The sequence below is a fragment of the Streptomyces sp. NRRL B-3229 genome (assembly GCF_000719505.1).
Lineage (GTDB): Bacteria > Actinomycetota > Actinomycetes > Streptomycetales > Streptomycetaceae > Streptomyces > Streptomyces griseorubiginosus.
Map to the genome: position 1 here is coordinate 95,967 of NZ_JOGP01000026.1, position 17,450 is coordinate 113,416.

Consider the following 17,450-nt stretch of genomic DNA (forward strand, 5'->3'; position numbering starts at 1 on the left):
GGGTCAGGCCTCCTTGGAGAACAGCGTGCGGCCCCACCAGTCGTCCTTGTCGCGGACGCCGGGCGGGACGGCGAAGACCGCCGAACCCACGTGCTGGATGTACTCGTTGAGCGCGTCGGTGGCCAGGTGGCGCTGGATGCGGATGAAGCCCTCGCGTACGTCCTTCATGTACGCCAGGAAGAACAGCCCCGCGTCCAGCCGGCCCAGACCGTCGGTGCCGTCGGTGAAGGAGTAGCCGCGGCGCAGGATCGTCGCCCCGCCGTTGGAATCGGGGTGCGCGAGCCGGACGTGCGCGTCGGGCTTCATCGCCGGCAGGAACGGCTTGTCGCGCTCCTTGGCCTTGCCGACCGGGGCGCCCTCGCCCTTGTCGCGGCCGAAGACGTCCTCCTGCTCCTGGAGCGAGGTGCGGTCCCAGGTCTCGATGTGCATGCGGATACGGCGGGCGACGAGGTAGGAGCCGCCGGCCATCCAGTCCTTGTCCTTGCCGTCGGCCCAGACGAACTTCTCCAGCCGGTCCGTCTCGGTGCCCGCGATGTTGCGGGTGCCGTCCTTGAAGCCCATCAGGTTGCGCGGGGTCTGCGCGTCGGGGGTGGTCGAGGACGTCTTGCCGAAGCCGAGCTGCGACCACTTGATGACGACCTTGCCGAAGCCGATCCGGGCCAGGTTGCGGATCGCGTGCACGGCGACCTGCGGATCGTCCGCGCAGGCCTGCACGCACAGGTCGCCACCGCTGCGGTTCTTGTCGAGGTTGTCCCCGGCGAACTGCGGAAGGTCCACGAGCGCCTCGGGCCGCTCCCCGGCCAGGTCGAACTTCTCGAACAGGGACGGACCGAAGCCGACGGTGAGCGTCAGCCGCGACGGCTTCAGTCCCAGGGCCTCCCCGGTGTCGTCCGGCGGCGCCTCGGCGAGACCGCCGTACGCCCCCTCACCGACCGCCTTGCCCGCGGTCATCCGCCGGGCCGCGGCCGTCCAGTCCTTGAGCATCTGCACGAACTCGGCGCGGTCCTCGGTCGTCACGTCGAACGCGGCGAAGTGCAGCCGGTCCTGCACGGGCGTGGCGATGCCCGCCTGGTGGGTGCCGTGGAAGTCGACGGCGGCGCCCGCCTCGGCGGCCGTCGGCTGGAGGTCGTCGCCCTCCCGGGTCAGCGCGACGGCGCCCCCGGCCGCGGCGGCACCGAGCGCGAGCCCGGCTCCGCCCCAGCCGATGAGCGCGCGGCGCGAGGGAGCCGGGGCCTTGTCTGTGTCGGTCATGGCCCCTGCCTCAGGAGGACTTGGTGACGACGGCGGCGGCGAGCTTGGACAGCGGCTCGGCGAGCGCGTTCACCCCGTCCGACAGCTGCTTGCGCTCGGCGTCGCCGACCTTGTCGTACGAGGTGAAGTCGTACTGTGCTGAATTCGGCGCGTCGGTGCGGTACTTGTCGAGCAGCGTGTTCAGCGCCGCGAACTGCTTGTCCAGCTCGGTGACCAGGGCCTTGTTGTTCTCCTGGGCGACCGGCTTCAGCAGCTCGTAGGACTTCTCGGCGCCCTCGACGTTGGCCTTGAAGTCGACGAGGTCGGTGTGGGAGTAGCGCTCCTCCTCGCCGGTGACCTTGCCGGTGGCGACCTCGTCGAGGAGTTCCTTGGCGCCGTTGGCCATGGAGGTCGGGGTGATGTCCGCCTTGCCGACCCGCTGCTGCCAGTCGGTGAGGTCGGTGATCAGCTGGTCCGCGAGGGTCTTGTCCGCGGCGGTGATCTTCTTGTCCTGCCAGAGGGACTTCTCCAGGCGGTGCCAGCCGGTCCACTTCTGGCCGCCCTCGAGGCCGTCCTCGCGGACGTCGACCTTCGGGTCGATGTTCCCGAAGGACTCCGCGACCGGCTCGGTGCGCTCCCAGCCGATGCGGGAGGGCGCGTAGGCCTTCTTGGCGGCCTCGACGTCACCGGCCTTCACCGCGGCGGCGAACGTCTTCGCCAGCGGCAGCGTGGCGTCGGCCTGCTCCTGCGCGTACTGGCGGTAGGCGGCGACGGCCGAGTCCAGCCTCGGGTCGCGCTTGGCGGCGGTCCCGCCGGTGGCCTTCACGGTCTGACGGATGCCGTCGCCCTTCATGCCGGGCTTGCAGGCGATCGTGTAGTCGCCGGCCTTCACCTCGGCGGTGACCTTCTGCTTGGTGCCCGGGCCGATGTTCTCGCGCTCGGTGACGATCCGGTCGTCCGGGAAGAGGACGTAGACCTCGGTGACCTTGGAGCCCTTGTTCTCGATCGCCAGCTCGACGTGGCCCGCCGGGAACTCCTTCTTGGAGACCTCGCACTTGCTGTCGGTGGCGGTCACGTCGATCACACGGTCGCTGTCGCCGGTGCTCCCCTTCTCCGTGCACCCCGTGACGGCGGTGAGGGCCGCCACGGCGGTGGCGGTGACGAGGGACAGTCTGACGGCACGCATGCAAGCTCCTGAGGGTTGGTGAGGCTCGCCTAACTTATCTGAGCCTTACCTGAAAATGGCTTAAAATAACCGTCAAGGGCAGGTCAAGGGAGATTCAAAGAGGGTGGGTCGCGGGCGCCGCGCGACCCTCGCACCTGCATGGCCGACCCGGCGCGGGTGCTTCAATTCCCCCGTGAGTGACTACGACGTGCTGCGCGTCTTCTGCGCGCCGAACGGCGGCTACGGCAACGAGCTGGGCGTCGTCCGCGAGGGATCCGTGCTCCCGGACCGGGGCGAGCGGCAGGAGTTCGCCGCCAAACTCGGCTTCAGCGAGACCGTGTTCGTGGACGACCCCGAGCGCGGTGTCATCGACATCTACACGCCCTCCGCGCGGCTGGCGTTCGCGGGTTACCCGTGCGTCGGCGTGGCCTGGCTGCTCGACGTGCCCGAGCTGGTCACGGCCGCCGGGGTCGTGGGAGCGCGGCTCGACGGCGAGTTCAGCTGGATCGAGGCGCGGGCGGAGTGGGCGGCCCCGCGGACGTTCCGGCAGTACGGCTCCGCCGCCGAGATCGACGACCTGGTCGTGCCTCCCGCCGGTGAGTGGATCTACGCCTGGGCATGGGAGGACGAGGCCGCCGGCCGGATCCGGGCCAGGGGATTTCCCGGCCGGGGCGACGGGGTCGACGAGGACGAGGCGACCGGAGCGGCGGCCCTCCAGCTGACCGACGAACTCGGCCGGGCCCTGAACATCACCCAGGGCGCGGGCTCCCAGATCCTCACCGCCCCCCAGCCGTACGGCTGGGTCGAGATCGGCGGTCGCGTCGTCCTTGAGCGCCAGCCCGAACGCTAGGCGCTCAGCGGGAACTCCTCCCCGAGCGCCCTGAACATCGCGGTGTTCAGGGCGAACGCCTTCCTGCACTCGGTCACCACGCGCTGCTTCTCCAGGTCGTCCGCGCGGATCTCGTCCAGGAGGCCGCGGTAGGCCCGCTTGAAGGCGGCGGGGTTCGGGATCTCCTCGAAGACGTAGAAGCGGACGCCGTCGCCCTTCCGTGCGAAGCCCCAGGTCCGTTCCGCCCTGTCCCGGATGATCTGGCCGCCGGAGAGGTCGCCGAGGTAGCGCGTGTAGTGGTGGGCGATGTAGCCCGCCGGCCAGGTGTCGGCGCACTCGCGCACCCGGTCCGCGTACGCCCGCGTGGCGGGCAGCGCCGACAGGCCCGCACGCCATCGCGGCCCGCGCAGATGCGCCAGGTCCCGCTCCAGCGCCCGCAGCCGGAACAGCTCCGGCCGGATGAACGCGCCCGCCACCGGATCCGACGCCAGCTTCCCGGTGCCGGTCTCCAGCGCGTCGTAGACGAACCACAGTTGCTCGGTGTAGCGCGCGTATGCCTGCACGCCGAGCCGGCCGCCCAGCAGGTCGCTCATGAACGTCGAGGTCTCCGCCTCCACGTGCTGCTCGTGGGACGCGGTGCGGATGAGTGTCGAGAACGAGTCCATGCAGGACATCCTCTGAAGTTAGGCTTACCTAAGTCAATAGGTTTGCCGACGCTCTGTCGGTAAAACCGTACAAGAAAAACCCGCCCCCGGCAGAGGGCGGGTTCTGTCCCCGGTTACGGCAGCGTCAGGATCTCCGCCCCCGTCTCCGTCACCACCAGCGTGTGCTCGAACTGCGCCGTGCGCTTGCGGTCCTTCGTGACGACCGTCCAGCCGTCGTCCCACATGTCGTACTCGTGCGTGCCGAGCGTCAGCATCGGCTCGATCGTGAAGGTCATCCCGGGCCGCATCACCGTCGTCGCGTGCGGGCTGTCGTAGTGCGGGATGATCAGGCCCGAGTGGAAGGCCGAGCTGATGCCGTGGCCCGTGAAGTCACGGACCACGCCGTAGCCGAAGCGTTTGGCGTACGACTCGATGACCCGGCCGATGATGTTGATCTGGCGGCCCGGCTTGACCGCCTTGATCGCGCGGGCCAGCGACTCCCGGGTGCGCTCGACCAGCAGCCTGCTCTCCTCGTCCACGTCCCCGACCAGGTACGTCGCGTTGTTGTCGCCGTGCACCCCGCCGATGTACGCCGTCACGTCGAGGTTGATGATGTCGCCGTCGCGCAGCACCGTGGAGTCCGGGATGCCGTGGCAGATCACCTCGTTGACGCTGGTGCACAGGGACTTCGGGAAGCCCCGGTAGCCGAGCGTCGACGGATAGGCGCCGTGGTCGCACATGTACTCGTGCGCCACCTTGTCCAGTTCGTCGGTGGTCACCCCGGGCGCGATCAGCTTCGCCGCCTCCTCCATCGCCCGCGCCGCGACACGGCCGGCGACCCGCATCGCCTCGACGGTCTCCGGGGTCTGCACCTCGGGACCCGTGTACGGCGTCGGCGCGGGCTTGCCGACGTACTCGGGGCGACGGATGTTTCCGGGCACGGAACGGGTGGGGGACAGTGCCCCGGGCACGAGCAGTGACTGGCCAGACATGCCGACGAGTCTATCCAGCGGCGATGGGGGAACATGTCGGTGGCGAGAGGAGCGGGACATGGCCTTGTTCAAGAAGCGCACGGCCGGCAAGCCGGGCGAGTGGTACTACTGCCTCCAGCACAAGCGGGTCGAGGAGGGGCCGGACTGCCCGGCCAAGGACCGCTTCGGCCCCTACGCGAGCCGCGCGGAGGCCGAGCACGCGATGGAGACGGCACGCGAGCGCAACCTGGAGTGGGAGAACGACCCCAAGTGGCACGACGCCCCGGCGGGCGGCCGCGAGGACGACTGATCAGACCCGGGCGGCGGCCCGCTGTTCCCTGACCCGGGCCGCGTGCTCGTCCGTGCGGGCGTCGTACGTCATCAGCTTCGGCAGACACAGGGCCAGCAGGCCCACCGCCCCAGCGCACAGCACCCCGCCCGACCAGACGGAGGCCCGCACGCCCCACCACGCGGCGAACCCACCGCTGCGCACCTGGCCGACGGTCGGGCCCACCGAGTACGACAGCAGTTCGATCCCGGCGAGCCGCCCCCGCAGCTCGTCCGGGATCGTCTGGTTCCACATGATCCCCCGGAAGATCCCGCTGACCATGTCGCAGCCGCCGGCCACGGTCAGGAACAGCAGCACCAGCCAGACATTGCTCATCACCCCGGCCGCCGCGATCGCCAGACCCCACAGGGCCGCGGCCAGGACCACCATCCGCCCGTGCCGGTGGATCCGCCCGGTCCAGCCGCTGACCAGGCTCACCAGCAGCGCACCCAGCGGGACGGCCGCGTACATCAGGCCCAGCGACCACTCCGCGTCCAGCTCGTCCGCGAGGAACGGCAGCACGGCCAGCGGCATCGCCAGGAACATCGCCGCCAGGTCGACGGCGTAGGTACCGAGGAGCTCCTTGCGGCTCCACGCGTACCGGGCCCCCTCCGCGATGGCCCGCAGCGACGGCCTGGCCGCCTCGTGGGAGGCGGGGGCGGCCGCGATCCGCACCACCAGCGCGACCGAGACGACGAACGTCAGCAGGTCGGCGCCGTACGCCCAGCCCAGCCCCGCGTACGCCACCACCACGCCCGCCAGGGCCGGCCCCGCGACTCCGCCGACCGTCCAGCGGAAGGAGTTCAGCGAGGCCGCCGCCGGGAGGTGGTCGTGGGCCACGATCCGCGGCCACAGCGAGTCCAGCGCCGGGCGCTGCACCGAGACCAGGCCGGAGGACAGCGCGGCGACGGCGTACAGCGGCCACACGGCGGGCTCCGGCAGCAGCGCGTTCAGCAGCAGAACCGCGCTCAGCAGGCCCTGGCCGACCTCCGTCCACACGATCAGCTTCCGCTTGTCCCAGGCGTCGGCGAGCGCACCGCCGTACAGCCCGAACACGAGCAGGGGGATCAGCTCCACGGCACCGATCGCGCCCACCGCCGCGGCCGAACCGGTGAGCTCCTTCAGCTGCACCGGCAGCGCGACGAAGGTCAGGAAGCTGCCGAAGTTCGAGATCAGCCCCGAGTACCAGAGCCGCCTGAAGTCCCGGGAGGCCCGCCAGGGGGCGAGGTCCGGGAGCATGGCGCGCAGGCCGGAAGGGGGTGCGGGGAGGTCGTCGGTCACGAAGGGCCATGGTCCGGGCAGGAACTCGGCAGCGGCAACCGCTTTTCGCGCCGCCGGTCCCGTCGCGGTCACGCCTGCTTTCCGTCCGGGGCGCCGGTCCCCGCCGCGGTCACGCCTGCTTTCCGGGGCTTCAGGCCCTGCCGCGGTCACGCCTGCTTTTCGCGCCGCCGGTCCCTGCCGCGGTCAGGCCTGCTTCTGGGCCGTCGGCCCTCGCCGCGGACACACCCGCTCACCAGCGGGTCGGCGGTGGTGCCGTCAGATGGTCGGCCAGTCGGGAGAGGCGGTCCCGGAAACGCCGTTGGCCCCGCGGGGCGGGCACCGCGTTCTCCCCGGCCGCCGCACTGACCAGGTGCTGCACGGTGTCCAGATCGAGATCCGTGGCCTCCGGCACGGCGAGCGACTCATGGGCCATCGCGGGGAGTTCACCCTCGTCCGGACCGAGGGCGAGGATCGTCGCACCGGCTCGCCGGGCGTCGTGGACGTGCTCCAGCAGCGGGGCGTCCGGATCGGTCGGGGAGACCACGAGGAGGGTCTCACCGCGCCGGGCCGCCGCCAGCCGGCCGGGACCGACGGACAGATGCGCGGGGTCGGAAGCACGCGCGTCGTGCCGTACGAGCGTCGGGGCCAGCTCCGGGGTCCCCGACCACGCGGCCTCGTCCACCAGATGGGCCGCCAGGTGCCACGGTTCGTACTCCGGCGTGCCGACCAGGAGCAGACCACCGCCGTGCGAGACGACGGAGCCGCGCAGCACACCCCCGAAACGGCGCGTGGCCCCCCACCACTCGGTCCCGGCGAGCACCTCGCGCAACAACGCGACCCGTACGGCGTCCATGGGGCCGCATACTGCCGCAAACGGTCCGTAGTGACCGGTGGTTCACCCCGGATTCCCCCGAACCGGGCAGGGAGGGCTGTCAGCGTTGCCGTGTGTGTGCCGGTGGGCGTCCGTGACGCCGCCCACCTGTGCGGTGCGGGTCGGCGGGGCGCACGTAAGGTCGGCCCATGACCTCTAGCGACAGTGCACAGAAGGCTCCCGCCAAGGACCCGTGGGACCTCCCCGACGTCTCCGGGCTCGTCGTCGGCGTGCTCGGCGGAACCGGCCCGCAGGGCAAGGGCCTCGCCTACCGGCTCGCCAGGGCCGGACAGAAGGTGATCATCGGCTCCCGGGCCGCCGACCGCGCGCAGGCCGCGGCCGCCGAACTCGGCCACGGCGTCGAGGGCGCCGACAACGCCGAGACCGCGCGCCGCAGTGACATCGTGATCGTCGCCGTGCCCTGGGAGGGCCACGGCAAGACACTGGAGTCCCTGCGCGCGGACCTCGCGGGCAAGCTCGTCGTCGACTGCGTCAACCCGCTCGGCTTCGACAAGAAGGGCGCCTACGCGCTGAAGCCGGAGGAGGGCAGCGCGGCGGAACAGGCGGCCGCCCTGCTGCCCGACTCCCGGGTCACCGCCGCCTTCCACCACCTGTCGGCGGTGCTCCTCCAGGACCCGGCGATCGAGGAGATCGACACCGATGTGATGGTGCTGGGCGAGGAGCGCGCGGACGTCGAGATCGTCCAGGCGCTCGCCGGGCGCATCGCCGGGATGCGGGGCGTCTTCGCGGGCCGGCTGCGCAACGCCCACCAGGTCGAGGCACTGGTCGCCAACCTGATCTCGGTGAACCGGCGGTACAAGGCGCATGCGGGGCTGCGGGTCACGGACGTGTGACGGGACGGGGCACACGGAGGTGTGAGGGGATGGGGGACACTGGTCGTCGCAGTGCAGCAGTGTCCCCCTGACAGGAGCCCGTCGACATGCCCCGCCTCGCCCTCTACGCCCTCGCCGTCTGCCTCCTCGCCGTGGCCGCGGCGGTCGTCTCCTTCGTCCAGGGCAGCTGGCTCGGCGTCGTGTGGGTGCTGCTGGCGGGGCTGTCGTCGAACATGTGCTGGTACTACCTGAAGCGGGGGCGGGGCGCTCAGCTCCAGAAGCGGTAGAGGCTCCAGCCGTACGAGGCCTCGTAATCGCTCACGCCGAGACCGCGCAGGACCGCGTCGACCAGGTCGAAGAACACGGCGTTGACCTGGGGCACCCAGAGCAGGGCGAAGACGAACAGCAGGCCGAAGGGTGCGAAGGGTTCGATCTGGCGCTTGACGTTGTGGGACAGCCAGGGCTCGATGACGCCGTAGCCGTCCAGGCCCGGGACCGGCAGGAAGTTCAGGATCGCGGCGGAGACCTGGAGCAGGGCGAGGAAGGCCAGCGCGGCGCTGAACTCCCGGGGGACGCCGTCGAGGGAGTGCAGCCAGAACGGGGCCGTGCAGGCGAGCGCGAACAGGACGTTGGTGAGGGGGCCGGCCGCGGAGATCAGGCTGTGCCGCCAGCGGCCGCGGATCCGGTCGCGCTCGATGAACACCGCGCCGCCGGGGAGGCCGATGCCGCCCATGATCACGAAGATGACGGGGAGCACGATGCTGAGCAGGGCGTGGGTGTATTTCAGGGGATTCAGCGTGAGGTAGCCCTTGGCGCCGATCGTGATGTCACCGCTGTGCAGGGCGGTGCGGGCGTGGGCGTACTCGTGCAGGCACAGGGAGACGATCCAGGCGCCGGTGACGAAGAGGAACACGGCGATGCCGGGCTCCTCGGCGAAGCCGGTCCAGGTGGCCCAGCCGGTCACTGCCGTGACGGCGACGATCCCGAGGAACACGGGGCTGATTCGCCGGTCGCTGTGGCGGGTGGTGGCGGTGGTCATGGGGCTCCCTGTACTCGCGGGGGGACGGCCCGACGGTACCGGGCATGTGGGGGAACGTGTGGGGGTGGGGCGGGGGTTCCGGTTGTCGTTTGTCTGCGGCTTGGTGGGGGCGGGCGTTTTGCGCAGTTCCCCGCGCCCCTGGGGGCCTGCGGCGGCCCGTCGCGGTCCGGTGGGGGCGGGTGCAGCGCGTGCGGTGTGGTGGGTGGGTCGGTGCCGGGGTGGGGGGTGTCCGTCCTCGGTCCGGCGGCTCGGTCGATTCCAAGGCACCCGGTTCCGGACGCCGGCCGCTGCGGGCGGACACCCCCCACCCCGTCCCCTTCACGCCGTACGCGGCCAACCGTCCGGTGGGGGCGGGCGCGCGCGACGGAAGGGTCCGGTGGGGGCGGGCGCGCATGGCGGTGGGTCCAGTGGTGACGGGCGCGCGGTGGAACGGTCCGGTGGGGCGGGCGGGGACGGCTGACGGTCCTGTCATGGCGCAGGTCGGCCGCAACTCCCCAGGGGCGCGGGGAACTGCGCGACCAGCCCCAACGCACCCGCACTCGCCAATCAACCGCGCCCGGCACCCCCCTAGGCGCGCCCCCGACACCCCGTTCGATTAACTCCGTGACCGCCCCCGACCTCAACAGAGACAATGGGACCGTGCGCTATCGCATCCTCGGCACCACCCAGGCACTCCGCCCCGACGGCACCTCCGTTCCCGTCGGTGGTGCGCGGTTGCGTGCTCTTCTGACCGTGTTCGCGCTGCGGCCCGGCCGTACCGTCCCGGTGAGCGTTCTCGTGGACGAGGTGTGGGACGGGGAGCCGCCCGCCGACGCGACCGGCGCGGTGCAGGCGCTGGTGGGGCGGCTTAGGAGAGCGCTCGGGGCGGAGGCCGTGGGGTCGGTGGACGGCGGCTACCGGCTGGCGGCCGCCCCGGACGACATCGACCTGCACCGTTTCGAGCGGCTCGTCGGCGACGGCACTCACGCGCTGGCCGACCACGACCCCGCGAAGGCCGCCGCGGTCCTGGACGACGCCCTCGCCCTGTGGCGCGGCCCGGCCCTGGCCGACCTCCCCGACCGTACGGCCCACGCGGCCCGGGCCGAGGCCCGGCGCCTGGACGCCCTGCGTGCCCGTCACGCCGCCGCGCTCGCCCTCGGCCAGGCCGAGCACTCGCTCCCCGAACTGACCGCCCTGTGCGACAGCCGCCCCCTGGACGAGCCCCTCCAGGCCCTCCGGCTGCGCGCCCTGCGCGACACCGGCCGTACGGCGGAGGCGCTGGCCGCCTACGAGGACGTACGGCAGCTGCTCGCGGACCGCCTGGGAGCGGACCCGGGGCCCGAACTGCGCTCCCTGCACGGGGAGTTGCTGCAAACGGAGCCGGAACCCGACCCGGAGCCGGTCCGTGCGCACCGCCCGTCGGCCGGTAACCTCCGCGCCCGTCTCACCTCCTTCGTCGGGCGGGAAGCCGATATCGAGGCCATTCGCGGGGACCTCGCGAGGGCGCGGCTCGTCACGTTGCTGGGGGCCGGTGGGGCCGGGAAGACCCGGTTGTCGCAGGAGGCCGGGGAGAGCGTGGGGGAGGCCGCCCAGGACGGGGTGTGGCTGGCCGAACTCGCTCCCGTGGACGATCCGGACGCCGTGCCCGAGGCGGTGCTGACCGCCGTCGGTGCCCGGGAGACCGTGCTGTACGGCGCCGGTGCCGAGGCGATCAGGGCTGCCGGCAGCGAACGGCACGACGATCCCGTGGAGCGGCTCGCCGAGCACTGCGGCAGGCGGCGGATGGTGCTGATCCTCGACAACTGCGAGCATGTCGTCGACGCGGCCGCCCGGCTGGTGGAGACGCTCCTGGAGCGCTGCCCGGGCCTGACCGTGCTGGCCACCAGCCGTGAACCCCTCGGTGTGCCGGGGGAGTTGCTGCGTCCCGTGGAGCCGCTGCCGCAGCCGGTCGCGCTGCGGCTGCTGGCCGACCGGGGGGCCGCGGCCCGGCCCGGGTTCCGGGTGGAGGAGGATCCGGAGGCGTGTGCCGAGATCTGCCGGCGGCTCGACGGGCTTCCGCTGGGCATCGAGCTGGCCGCTGCCCGGCTGCGGATGCTGACGCCCCGGCAGATCGCCGACCGGCTCGACGACCGGTTCCGGCTGCTGACCTCCGGCCGTCGACAAGTCCCTGGTCGTGGCGGCGCCTTCACCCGGCGAGGCGGACGGCGGGATGCGCTACCGGCTCCTGGAGACCGTCGCCGAGTACGCCGGCGAACGCCTCGACGAGAGGGACGGCGTCCGCGCCGACGCCGAGCGCGCGCATCTGACGTACTACCGCGAACTCGCCCGCACCACCGACCCGTTGCTGCGCGGACCCCGTCAACTGGACGCCATCCGGCGCCTGGAGCGCGAGTACGAGAACCTCCGTACCGCCCTGCGCCGGGCCGTCGCCGCCCGGGACGAGCAGGAGGGGCTGTGTCTGGTCCTGTCGCTCGCCTGGTACTGGCAGATGCGTGACCTGCGGATCGAGGCCCGCAACTGGTCCCGCGAGGTGCAGGGGCTCGGAACCGACCCGTTCACCGAGCCGGTCCGGCCCGCACTGCCGGTGTGGGAGCGCTGCACGGACAGCCCGCCGCCGTGGACCGGCGAGGTTCTCGAGGAGGCCCGGCGGGGCGCCCATCTCGTCCACCTCGCCTGCATGGACACCGAGTTGGACGCCTGGCAGAACCAGCACGCGCAGGCCAAGCTGCGGTCCATCGCCACGACCTACGAGCCCGGCATGCCGCAGACCTGCCGGATGCCGGGCTCGCTGTGGTTCTTCGCCATCATGCTCACCGGGGACATGGACCGGTTGCGGGCCGTCATCAAGGCGACCGTCGACACCTGCCGGGCCACCCCGGGCTACGAGTGGGAGCTCGCCGCGGCCCTCCAGTGGCGGGCCAACCTGCTGGCCAACCGGTCCGACTGGGCGGGTGACGCCATCCAGGACGCCGAGGAGGCCCTGGGGATCTACGAGCGGCTCGGTGACCTGTGGGGGACCGCCGAGGCCCTGTCCGCGCGGGCCGAGGCCCATGAGCGCAGGGGCGAGTGGCGGGCGGCCGCCGACGACTACGAGCGGGCGATCGAGCGGGCCGAGCAACTCGGTGCCCGCGCCCAGCGGTCCGTGCTCAACGCCCGGCTGGGCAGCGCCCTGCTGGAGACCGGGGAGCCCGGGGCGGCCGAGCGGGGCGAACTGCTGCTGCGCGAGGTGATCGCCGACCAGGACGGTGCCCGCAACGAGGCGATGCCCGCCTCCCGGATGTTCCTCGCGGGCAGACTGGGGATGACCGGCCGGATTCCCGAGGCGCGTGAACAACTCCGGTTGCTGCGGCAGCAGTTCGGCATTGCGCACTTCGTCATCTTCGACGCCTTCATCCTCGGCTCGGAAGCCTGGCTGGAGGCCGTGGACGGCTGCTACGAGGAGTCCCTGCGGCTGACGCGCCGGGCGCTGAAGAAGTCCGAGGACCCGCTTGCCCTGACCATCGCCCCGCACATGCGCACCCTGTACCTGCACACCGCCGGGCTCGCCCTGGCCGGGGCCGACGGGGGTGCCCGCGCCCTGGACGGTGCCCGTTGCCTCGCGGCCGGCGACGTACTGCTGCCCGCCGAACACGCCCCGACGAGCATCGAGCGCACCCTGCGGAGCAATGCCGAGCGGGACCTGCGGGCTGTGCTCGGCGACGCGGCCTACGAGTCGGCGTACACGGAGGGCGGCGGCCTCTCTCCTGAGGAGGCCGCCGCCCTGGTGTGACGCGCATCGGCGCCGACTTCAGTTCTTCGTACGGAACTTGTGGATGGCGTACGGTGCCGCCACCGCCGTGATCGCCGCCGACCAGGCGAGCGTGATCCACAGGTCGTGCGCGACCGGGCCGCCGACCATCAGGCCGCGGGCCGCGTCGGCGAGCGTGGACAGCGGGTTGTAGTCGGTGAAGTGCTGGAGCCAGCCCGGCATCGACGCCGTCGGCGCGAAGATCGACGAGCCGAACTGGAGCGGGAACAGCACCAGGAAGCCCATCGCCTGCACGGACTGCGCGTTCTTCAGGACCACGCCCAGGGTGAGGAACACCCACATGATCGACGAGGCGAACACGGCGGACAGACCCACCGCGGCGAACAGCCCGGCCCAGTGGTGGATGTCGAACCCGACCAGTACGGCCACGATCATCAGGACGGTGGTCGCGAACAGCATCCGCAGCAGCTCGACGGAGATCTTCGCGAACAGCACCGAGCCGCGGCCGATCGGCAGGGACCGGAAGCGGTCCATGACACCGGAGTTGAAGTCCTGGCTGAAGCCGGTGCCGACGCCCTGGGACAGCGTCATGCTCATCATCGCGATCATGCCCGGGATGACGTACTGGACATAGCCGTCCTGTCCGCCGCCCAGGGCCTGTCCGATCGAGCCGCCGAAGACGTAGACGAACAGCAGGGTGAAGACGACCGGCATCAGCAGGGCGTCGAACATCGACTCCGGGTCCTGCCGGATCCACAGCAGGTTGCGGCGGACGAGGGCGCCGGTGTGGCGCAGGTGGCCGCGCAGCGGGATGCGGGCGTCGACTTCGAGAACGGGGGTGGCGGTGGTGGCGGCGCTCATACGGCGACCTCCTCGAGGGTGGGCGTGGCGTCCTGCGGGGCACTGGCGCGGTGGCCGGTGAGGGACAGGAACACCTCGTCCAGGCTGGGCAGTTCGGTGGTGATGGAGGAGAGCGTGACCCCGCGCGCGGTGACCGCGCCGACCACGGCGGTCAGCTGCTCGTCGCTGAGGATCGGGACGATGACGGCGCCGCTGTCGGTGTCCACGGTGCTGGTGGCGAGGCCGGTGATGCCGAGCTCGTCGATCCAGCCGGCGAGCGGCCGCAGCTGCGCCGGGTCCACGGGCCGTACCCGCAGCGAGCGTCCGCCGACCTTCGCCTTGAGCGCTTCGATGGCGCCCTCGGCGATGACCTTGCCGTGGTCCACGACGGTCAGCTCGGAGGCGAGCTGCTCGGCCTCCTCCATGTACTGGGTGGTCAGCAGGACGGTCACGCCGTCACCGACCATCCGCTTGACCTCGTCCCACACCTCGTTGCGGGTGCGCGGGTCGAGACCGGTGGTGGGTTCGTCGAGGAAGAGCACCTGGGGGCGCCCGATCATCGAGGCGGCGAGGTCGAGGCGGCGCCGCATACCGCCGGAGTAGGTGCTCGCCGGCCGCTTCGCTGCGTCCGTCAGCGAGAACCGCTCCAGCAGTTCGTCGGCCCGGCTGCGGGCCTCCTTGCGGGGCAGGTCGAGCAGCCGCCCGATCATGTAGAGGTTCTCCCAGCCGGGGAGCTTCTCGTCCACCGAGGCGTACTGGCCGGTGAGTCCGATCACCTTCCGCAGCTGCCGGGGCTGGCGCACCACGTCGTACCCGGCGACGGTCGCCGTGCCGGAGTCGGCGGTGAGCAGGGTGGACAGGATCCGTACGAGGGTGGTCTTCCCGGCGCCGTTCGGTCCGAGCACACCCATCACGGTGCCCTCGCGCACGTCCAGGTCGACGCCGTCCAGCGCCTTGGTCTCGCCGTAGTGCTTGACCAGCCCCCGCACGGAAACGGCGGAGTCCCCGCTCTGGGGGTTCTTGTCGATTCGCGTCATGCCGAGAACACTCCCAGCCGCCACCGACAAACCACCGACAGGCCGCCGACAGGGGCCGACAGCCCGCCGACAGAGCAGAAGAGGAGGGCGCCCGGTGTCCGCCGGGCGCCCTCCTCGTCGTACGAGAACTCAGTACCGTACGGCTTCCGCCTGCTCCGGCAGATGGGTCGCGACCACGCGTTCGCGGCCGGCCGGGGCGGTCACGCGTCGCCGGTCCACGACCGCCGCCACCGCGGCGACGCCGAGGCCCAGTACGGCCAGGCCGGCGCCCGTCAGCGCGGGGGACGTCACGCCGAGGCCCGCGGCCAGGGCGAGGCCGCCGATCCAGGCACCGCCGGCGTTGGCGAGGTTGAACGCGGCCTGGTTGGCGGAGGAGGCCAGGGAGGGGGCGGCGGACGCCTTCTCCATGACCATGAGCTGGAGCGGGGAACCGGTGACGAAGGCCGCCGTGCCCAGCAGGACCACCGCGAGCGCGGCGCTCCACTGCGTCGACATCAGCACCGGGAACAGGGCGAGGACCACGACCAGGGAGGTCAGGCCGCCGAACAGGGTGCCGCGCAGGGAGTGGTCGGCGAGCCTGCCGCCGAGCAGGTTGCCCGCCGTCGCGCCCACGCCGAACAGGGCGAGCAGGACGGTCACGCTGGAGTCGGCGTAGCCCGCCGCGCCGGTCAGCATCGGCGTGATGTAGCTGTACGCGGCGAACAGCGCGCCGAACCCGGCGACCGTGGTGCCGAGGGCCAGCCAGACCGGGAGCGAGCGCAGGGCGGCCACCTCGCCGCGCAGACCCACCCGGGGCGCGTGGGTGTGGTCGTGCGGGATCAGCAGGGCCAGGGAGGCGATCGCCGCCAGGCCGATCGCGCTGACGCCCAGGAAGGTGGCCCGCCAGCCCAGGTGCTGGCCCATGAGCGTGGCGACGGGGACACCGGCGATGTTGGCGAGGGTCAGGCCGAGGAACATCAGGGAGACCGAGCGGGCCTTGCGTTCCGGTGCCACCATGCCGGTGGCGACGACCGCGCCGACGCCGAAGAAGGCGCCGTGCGGCAGGCCGCTCACGAAGCGGGCGGCGAGCAGCGCGTACTCGCCGGGGGCGAACGCGGAGGCCGCGTTGCCGACCACGAACAGCCCCATCAGGCCGATGAGGACCTTGCGGCGGGACATCCGGGCGGTGACCGCGGCGAGCAGCGGGGCGCCGATCACCACGCCCAGCGCGTACGCGGAGACGAGGTGACCGGCGGTGGGGATCGAGATGCCCAGGTCGTCGGCGACGTCGGGCAGCAGGCCCATCATGACGAATTCGGTGGTACCGAGACCGAAAGCGCCGACGGCCAGTGCGAGCAGGGCCAGAGGCATGAAGAGGTCGAGCCTTTCGAACGGGGGAGCGGAGTTCCGTATCAGCATATGTTCATTACCGGAACAAAGGATGCCCGTCCCAGGCTTCCCCAGGGTTACGAAGAGGTGGCGAGGTTCACACGGGCCGCCACCGGCAGATGGTCGCTGCCGGTCTCGGGCAGCGTCCACGAGCTCACCGGCTCCACGCCCTGCACCATGATCTGGTCGATCCGCGCCATCGGGAACGACGCCGGCCAGCTGAACCCGAAGCCGCTGCCCGCCGCGCCCTGCGTGGAGCGCATCTGGGAGGTGACCGCGTTCAGCGCGCGGTCGTTCATCGTGCCGTTCAGGTCACCCAGCAGGATCTTGCGCGGGAGCTTCTCGTCGGCGATGGCCTCACCGAGCGCGTCGGCGCTCGTGTCGCGCTGCCGGGCGGTGAACCCGGCCTCCATCTTCACCCGTACGGACGGCATATGAGCCACGTACACCGCGACCTGCCCGTCCGGCGCGGTCACGGTGGCGCGCATCGCCCGGGTCCAGCCGAGCTTGATGTCGACCGCCTTCACCCCGGTCAGCGGGTACTTGCTCCACAGCCCGACCGTGCCCTCGACCGCGTGGTGCTTGTACGTCGACGCCAGCGACTTCTCGTACACCGGCACCGCCGAGGCGGTCAGCTCCTCCAGTGCCACCACGTCCGCGCCGGAGGCGGCCACGTCCCGGGCGGTGCCGGACGGATCGGCGTTGTCGGCGTTGACGTTGTGCGTGACCACCGTCAGGTCGCCACCGGTGCCGTTCTTGTCGGAGAGCAGCCCGCCGAAGAGGTTCAGCCATACGGCCGCCGGCAGCACCACCGCGATCAGCGCGGTCGCCGATTTGCGCAGGAAGCCCAGCAGGAGCAGCACCGGGACGAACAGGCCCAGCCACGGCAGGAATGTCTCGGTGAGACTGCCCAGGTTCCCCACGGCGTTCGGGATCTGCGCGTGCAGCAGCATCACCAGGGCCACGACCACCGCGAGGGCGGCCAGCACGATCCCGCGGCGCCAGATCCGCCGGTCACCGCGCCAGCCGGACGCCGTACCGCCGAGCAGGCGCCGGAACCGGCCTCTTTGGCGCTCGGGTCCCGAGCCGCCGTCCGCCGTCTCCGTCACGTACGCCTGCTGCGCCATACCGTCGCCTCACTACCTGCCGTGCACACCGTTCAACCCCGTCGCCGGAGGGTGTCAGACACCCCGTAAGACCCTAGGGGATGATCGGCTCCCGTCTCGTCGTCCCATGACGACCGTACGGGGGCGATGACGTACAAGTGGGTGCACCGAGTTCCGGATCCCGGCCGGGAAAGCGCCCTCT

15 protein-coding genes and 1 pseudogene are annotated in these 17,450 nt (G+C 71.8%); 5 read left to right on the plus strand and 11 right to left on the minus strand.

Features of this window, described 5'->3' with window-relative positions; genetic code table 11:
- Positions 1 to 3: 3 nt before the first annotated feature.
- Together efeB and efeO are read right to left on the minus strand one after the other, a co-directional pair.
- The gene (gene efeB, locus IF54_RS0132540) at positions 4 to 1,251 is read right to left on the minus strand and encodes an iron uptake transporter deferrochelatase/peroxidase subunit (RefSeq protein ID WP_030325354.1); all 1,248 of its coding nucleotides are present in this window, start codon (positions 1,249 to 1,251) and stop codon (positions 4 to 6) included.
- Positions 1,252 to 1,261: 10 nt separating this feature from the next.
- Positions 1,262 to 2,416, minus strand: coding sequence for an iron uptake system protein EfeO (efeO, locus tag IF54_RS0132545; protein WP_030325357.1), 1,155 nt, complete (start codon positions 2,414 to 2,416; stop codon positions 1,262 to 1,264).
- 172 nt (positions 2,417 to 2,588) lie between these two features.
- Between efeO and IF54_RS0132550 the strand changes: the two genes are divergently transcribed.
- Positions 2,589 to 3,245 (plus strand): PhzF family phenazine biosynthesis protein, encoded by a 657-nt coding sequence (locus IF54_RS0132550; protein ID WP_030325359.1) that lies wholly within the window; start codon positions 2,589 to 2,591, stop codon positions 3,243 to 3,245.
- Here the strand turns inward: IF54_RS0132550 and IF54_RS0132555 are convergent.
- Together IF54_RS0132555 and map are read right to left on the minus strand one after the other, a co-directional pair.
- Positions 3,242 to 3,889 (minus strand): heme oxygenase (biliverdin-producing), encoded by a 648-nt coding sequence (locus tag IF54_RS0132555; RefSeq protein ID WP_030325362.1) that lies wholly within the window; start codon positions 3,887 to 3,889, stop codon positions 3,242 to 3,244. The two genes, IF54_RS0132550 and IF54_RS0132555, sit on opposite strands and share 4 nt — an antisense overlap.
- A 113-nt stretch (positions 3,890 to 4,002) precedes the next feature.
- Positions 4,003 to 4,860, minus strand: a complete 858-nt coding sequence (gene map / locus IF54_RS0132560) for a type I methionyl aminopeptidase (protein ID WP_030325364.1) — start codon at positions 4,858 to 4,860, stop codon at positions 4,003 to 4,005.
- Positions 4,861 to 4,918: 58 nt separating this feature from the next.
- Here map and IF54_RS0132565 point away from each other — a divergent pair, with 58 nt between their 5' ends.
- Positions 4,919 to 5,149 carry a hypothetical protein gene (locus IF54_RS0132565; RefSeq protein WP_030325366.1) on the plus strand — a complete coding sequence of 77 codons (231 nt, stop codon included), beginning with the start codon at positions 4,919 to 4,921 and terminating at the stop codon, positions 5,147 to 5,149.
- Here the strand turns inward: IF54_RS0132565 and IF54_RS0132570 are convergent, their stop codons facing one another.
- Together IF54_RS0132570 and IF54_RS0132575 are read right to left on the minus strand one after the other, a co-directional pair.
- Complete coding sequence (locus tag IF54_RS0132570) at positions 5,150 to 6,448, minus strand: MFS transporter (protein ID WP_030325368.1); 1,299 nt, start codon at positions 6,446 to 6,448, stop codon at positions 5,150 to 5,152.
- Positions 6,449 to 6,677: 229 nt separating this feature from the next.
- Positions 6,678 to 7,280: a hypothetical protein gene (locus tag IF54_RS0132575; RefSeq protein WP_030325370.1), complete on the minus strand. Its 603-nt coding sequence runs from the start codon at positions 7,278 to 7,280 to the stop codon at positions 6,678 to 6,680.
- A gap of 167 nt (positions 7,281 to 7,447) precedes the next feature.
- On the opposite strand from IF54_RS0132575, the gene npdG reads away from it, so the two are divergent.
- Together npdG and IF54_RS0132585 are read left to right on the plus strand one after the other, a co-directional pair.
- Positions 7,448 to 8,152, plus strand: coding sequence for an NADPH-dependent F420 reductase (gene npdG, locus IF54_RS0132580; protein WP_030325372.1), 705 nt, complete (start codon positions 7,448 to 7,450; stop codon positions 8,150 to 8,152).
- Positions 8,153 to 8,238: 86 nt separating this feature from the next.
- Positions 8,239 to 8,418, plus strand: a complete 180-nt coding sequence (locus tag IF54_RS0132585) for a hypothetical protein (RefSeq protein WP_030325373.1) — start codon at positions 8,239 to 8,241, stop codon at positions 8,416 to 8,418.
- Here IF54_RS0132585 and IF54_RS0132590 read toward each other — a convergent pair.
- On the minus strand, positions 8,400 to 9,170 hold the full coding sequence (locus tag IF54_RS0132590) for a site-2 protease family protein (protein WP_030325374.1): 771 nt from the start codon (positions 9,168 to 9,170) through the stop codon (positions 8,400 to 8,402). The genes IF54_RS0132585 and IF54_RS0132590 overlap by 19 nt on opposite strands.
- A gap of 603 nt (positions 9,171 to 9,773) precedes the next feature.
- Here IF54_RS0132590 and IF54_RS39915 point away from each other — a divergent pair.
- Positions 9,774 to 12,918: pseudogene (locus tag IF54_RS39915) on the plus strand (BTAD domain-containing putative transcriptional regulator).
- A gap of 18 nt (positions 12,919 to 12,936) precedes the next feature.
- Here the strand turns inward: IF54_RS39915 and IF54_RS0132600 are convergent.
- The 4 genes from IF54_RS0132600 to IF54_RS0132615 form a co-directional block, all read right to left on the minus strand.
- Positions 12,937 to 13,758 (minus strand): ABC transporter permease, encoded by an 822-nt coding sequence (locus IF54_RS0132600; RefSeq protein WP_030325375.1) that lies wholly within the window; start codon positions 13,756 to 13,758, stop codon positions 12,937 to 12,939.
- A complete protein-coding gene (locus IF54_RS0132605; RefSeq protein ID WP_030325379.1) occupies positions 13,755 to 14,774 on the minus strand; it encodes an ATP-binding cassette domain-containing protein in 1,020 nt (339 codons plus the stop codon). The genes IF54_RS0132600 and IF54_RS0132605 overlap by 4 nt, the downstream gene beginning before the upstream one ends.
- Positions 14,775 to 14,903: 129 nt before the next feature.
- On the minus strand, positions 14,904 to 16,124 hold the full coding sequence (locus IF54_RS0132610) for an MFS transporter (RefSeq protein WP_030325380.1): 1,221 nt from the start codon (positions 16,122 to 16,124) through the stop codon (positions 14,904 to 14,906).
- A gap of 95 nt (positions 16,125 to 16,219) precedes the next feature.
- The gene (locus IF54_RS0132615) at positions 16,220 to 17,269 is read right to left on the minus strand and encodes an endonuclease/exonuclease/phosphatase family protein (RefSeq protein WP_030325382.1); all 1,050 of its coding nucleotides are present in this window, start codon (positions 17,267 to 17,269) and stop codon (positions 16,220 to 16,222) included.
- Positions 17,270 to 17,450: the final 181 nt, after the last annotated feature.

Bases quoted from the DNA above. Each gene is read 5' to 3' on its own strand.
- efeB (WP_030325354.1), bottom strand. From the start codon at position 1,251: ATGACCGACACAGACAAGGCCCCGGCTCCCTCGCGCCGCGCGCTCATC.
- efeO (WP_030325357.1), bottom strand. From the start codon at position 2,416: ATGCGTGCCGTCAGACTGTCCCTCGTCACCGCCACCGCCGTGGCGGCC.
- IF54_RS0132555 (WP_030325362.1), bottom strand. From the start codon at position 3,889: ATGGACTCGTTCTCGACACTCATCCGCACCGCGTCCCACGAGCAGCAC.
- map (WP_030325364.1), bottom strand. From the start codon at position 4,860: ATGTCTGGCCAGTCACTGCTCGTGCCCGGGGCACTGTCCCCCACCCGT.
- IF54_RS0132565 (WP_030325366.1), top strand. From the start codon at position 4,919: ATGGCCTTGTTCAAGAAGCGCACGGCCGGCAAGCCGGGCGAGTGGTAC.
- IF54_RS0132575 (WP_030325370.1), bottom strand. From the start codon at position 7,280: ATGGACGCCGTACGGGTCGCGTTGTTGCGCGAGGTGCTCGCCGGGACC.
- npdG (WP_030325372.1), top strand. From the start codon at position 7,448: ATGACCTCTAGCGACAGTGCACAGAAGGCTCCCGCCAAGGACCCGTGG.
- IF54_RS0132585 (WP_030325373.1), top strand. From the start codon at position 8,239: ATGCCCCGCCTCGCCCTCTACGCCCTCGCCGTCTGCCTCCTCGCCGTG.
- IF54_RS0132590 (WP_030325374.1), bottom strand. From the start codon at position 9,170: ATGACCACCGCCACCACCCGCCACAGCGACCGGCGAATCAGCCCCGTG.
- IF54_RS0132600 (WP_030325375.1), bottom strand. From the start codon at position 13,758: ATGAGCGCCGCCACCACCGCCACCCCCGTTCTCGAAGTCGACGCCCGC.
- IF54_RS0132605 (WP_030325379.1), bottom strand. From the start codon at position 14,774: ATGACGCGAATCGACAAGAACCCCCAGAGCGGGGACTCCGCCGTTTCC.
- IF54_RS0132610 (WP_030325380.1), bottom strand. From the start codon at position 16,124: ATGCCTCTGGCCCTGCTCGCACTGGCCGTCGGCGCTTTCGGTCTCGGT.
- IF54_RS0132615 (WP_030325382.1), bottom strand. From the start codon at position 17,269: ATGGCGCAGCAGGCGTACGTGACGGAGACGGCGGACGGCGGCTCGGGA.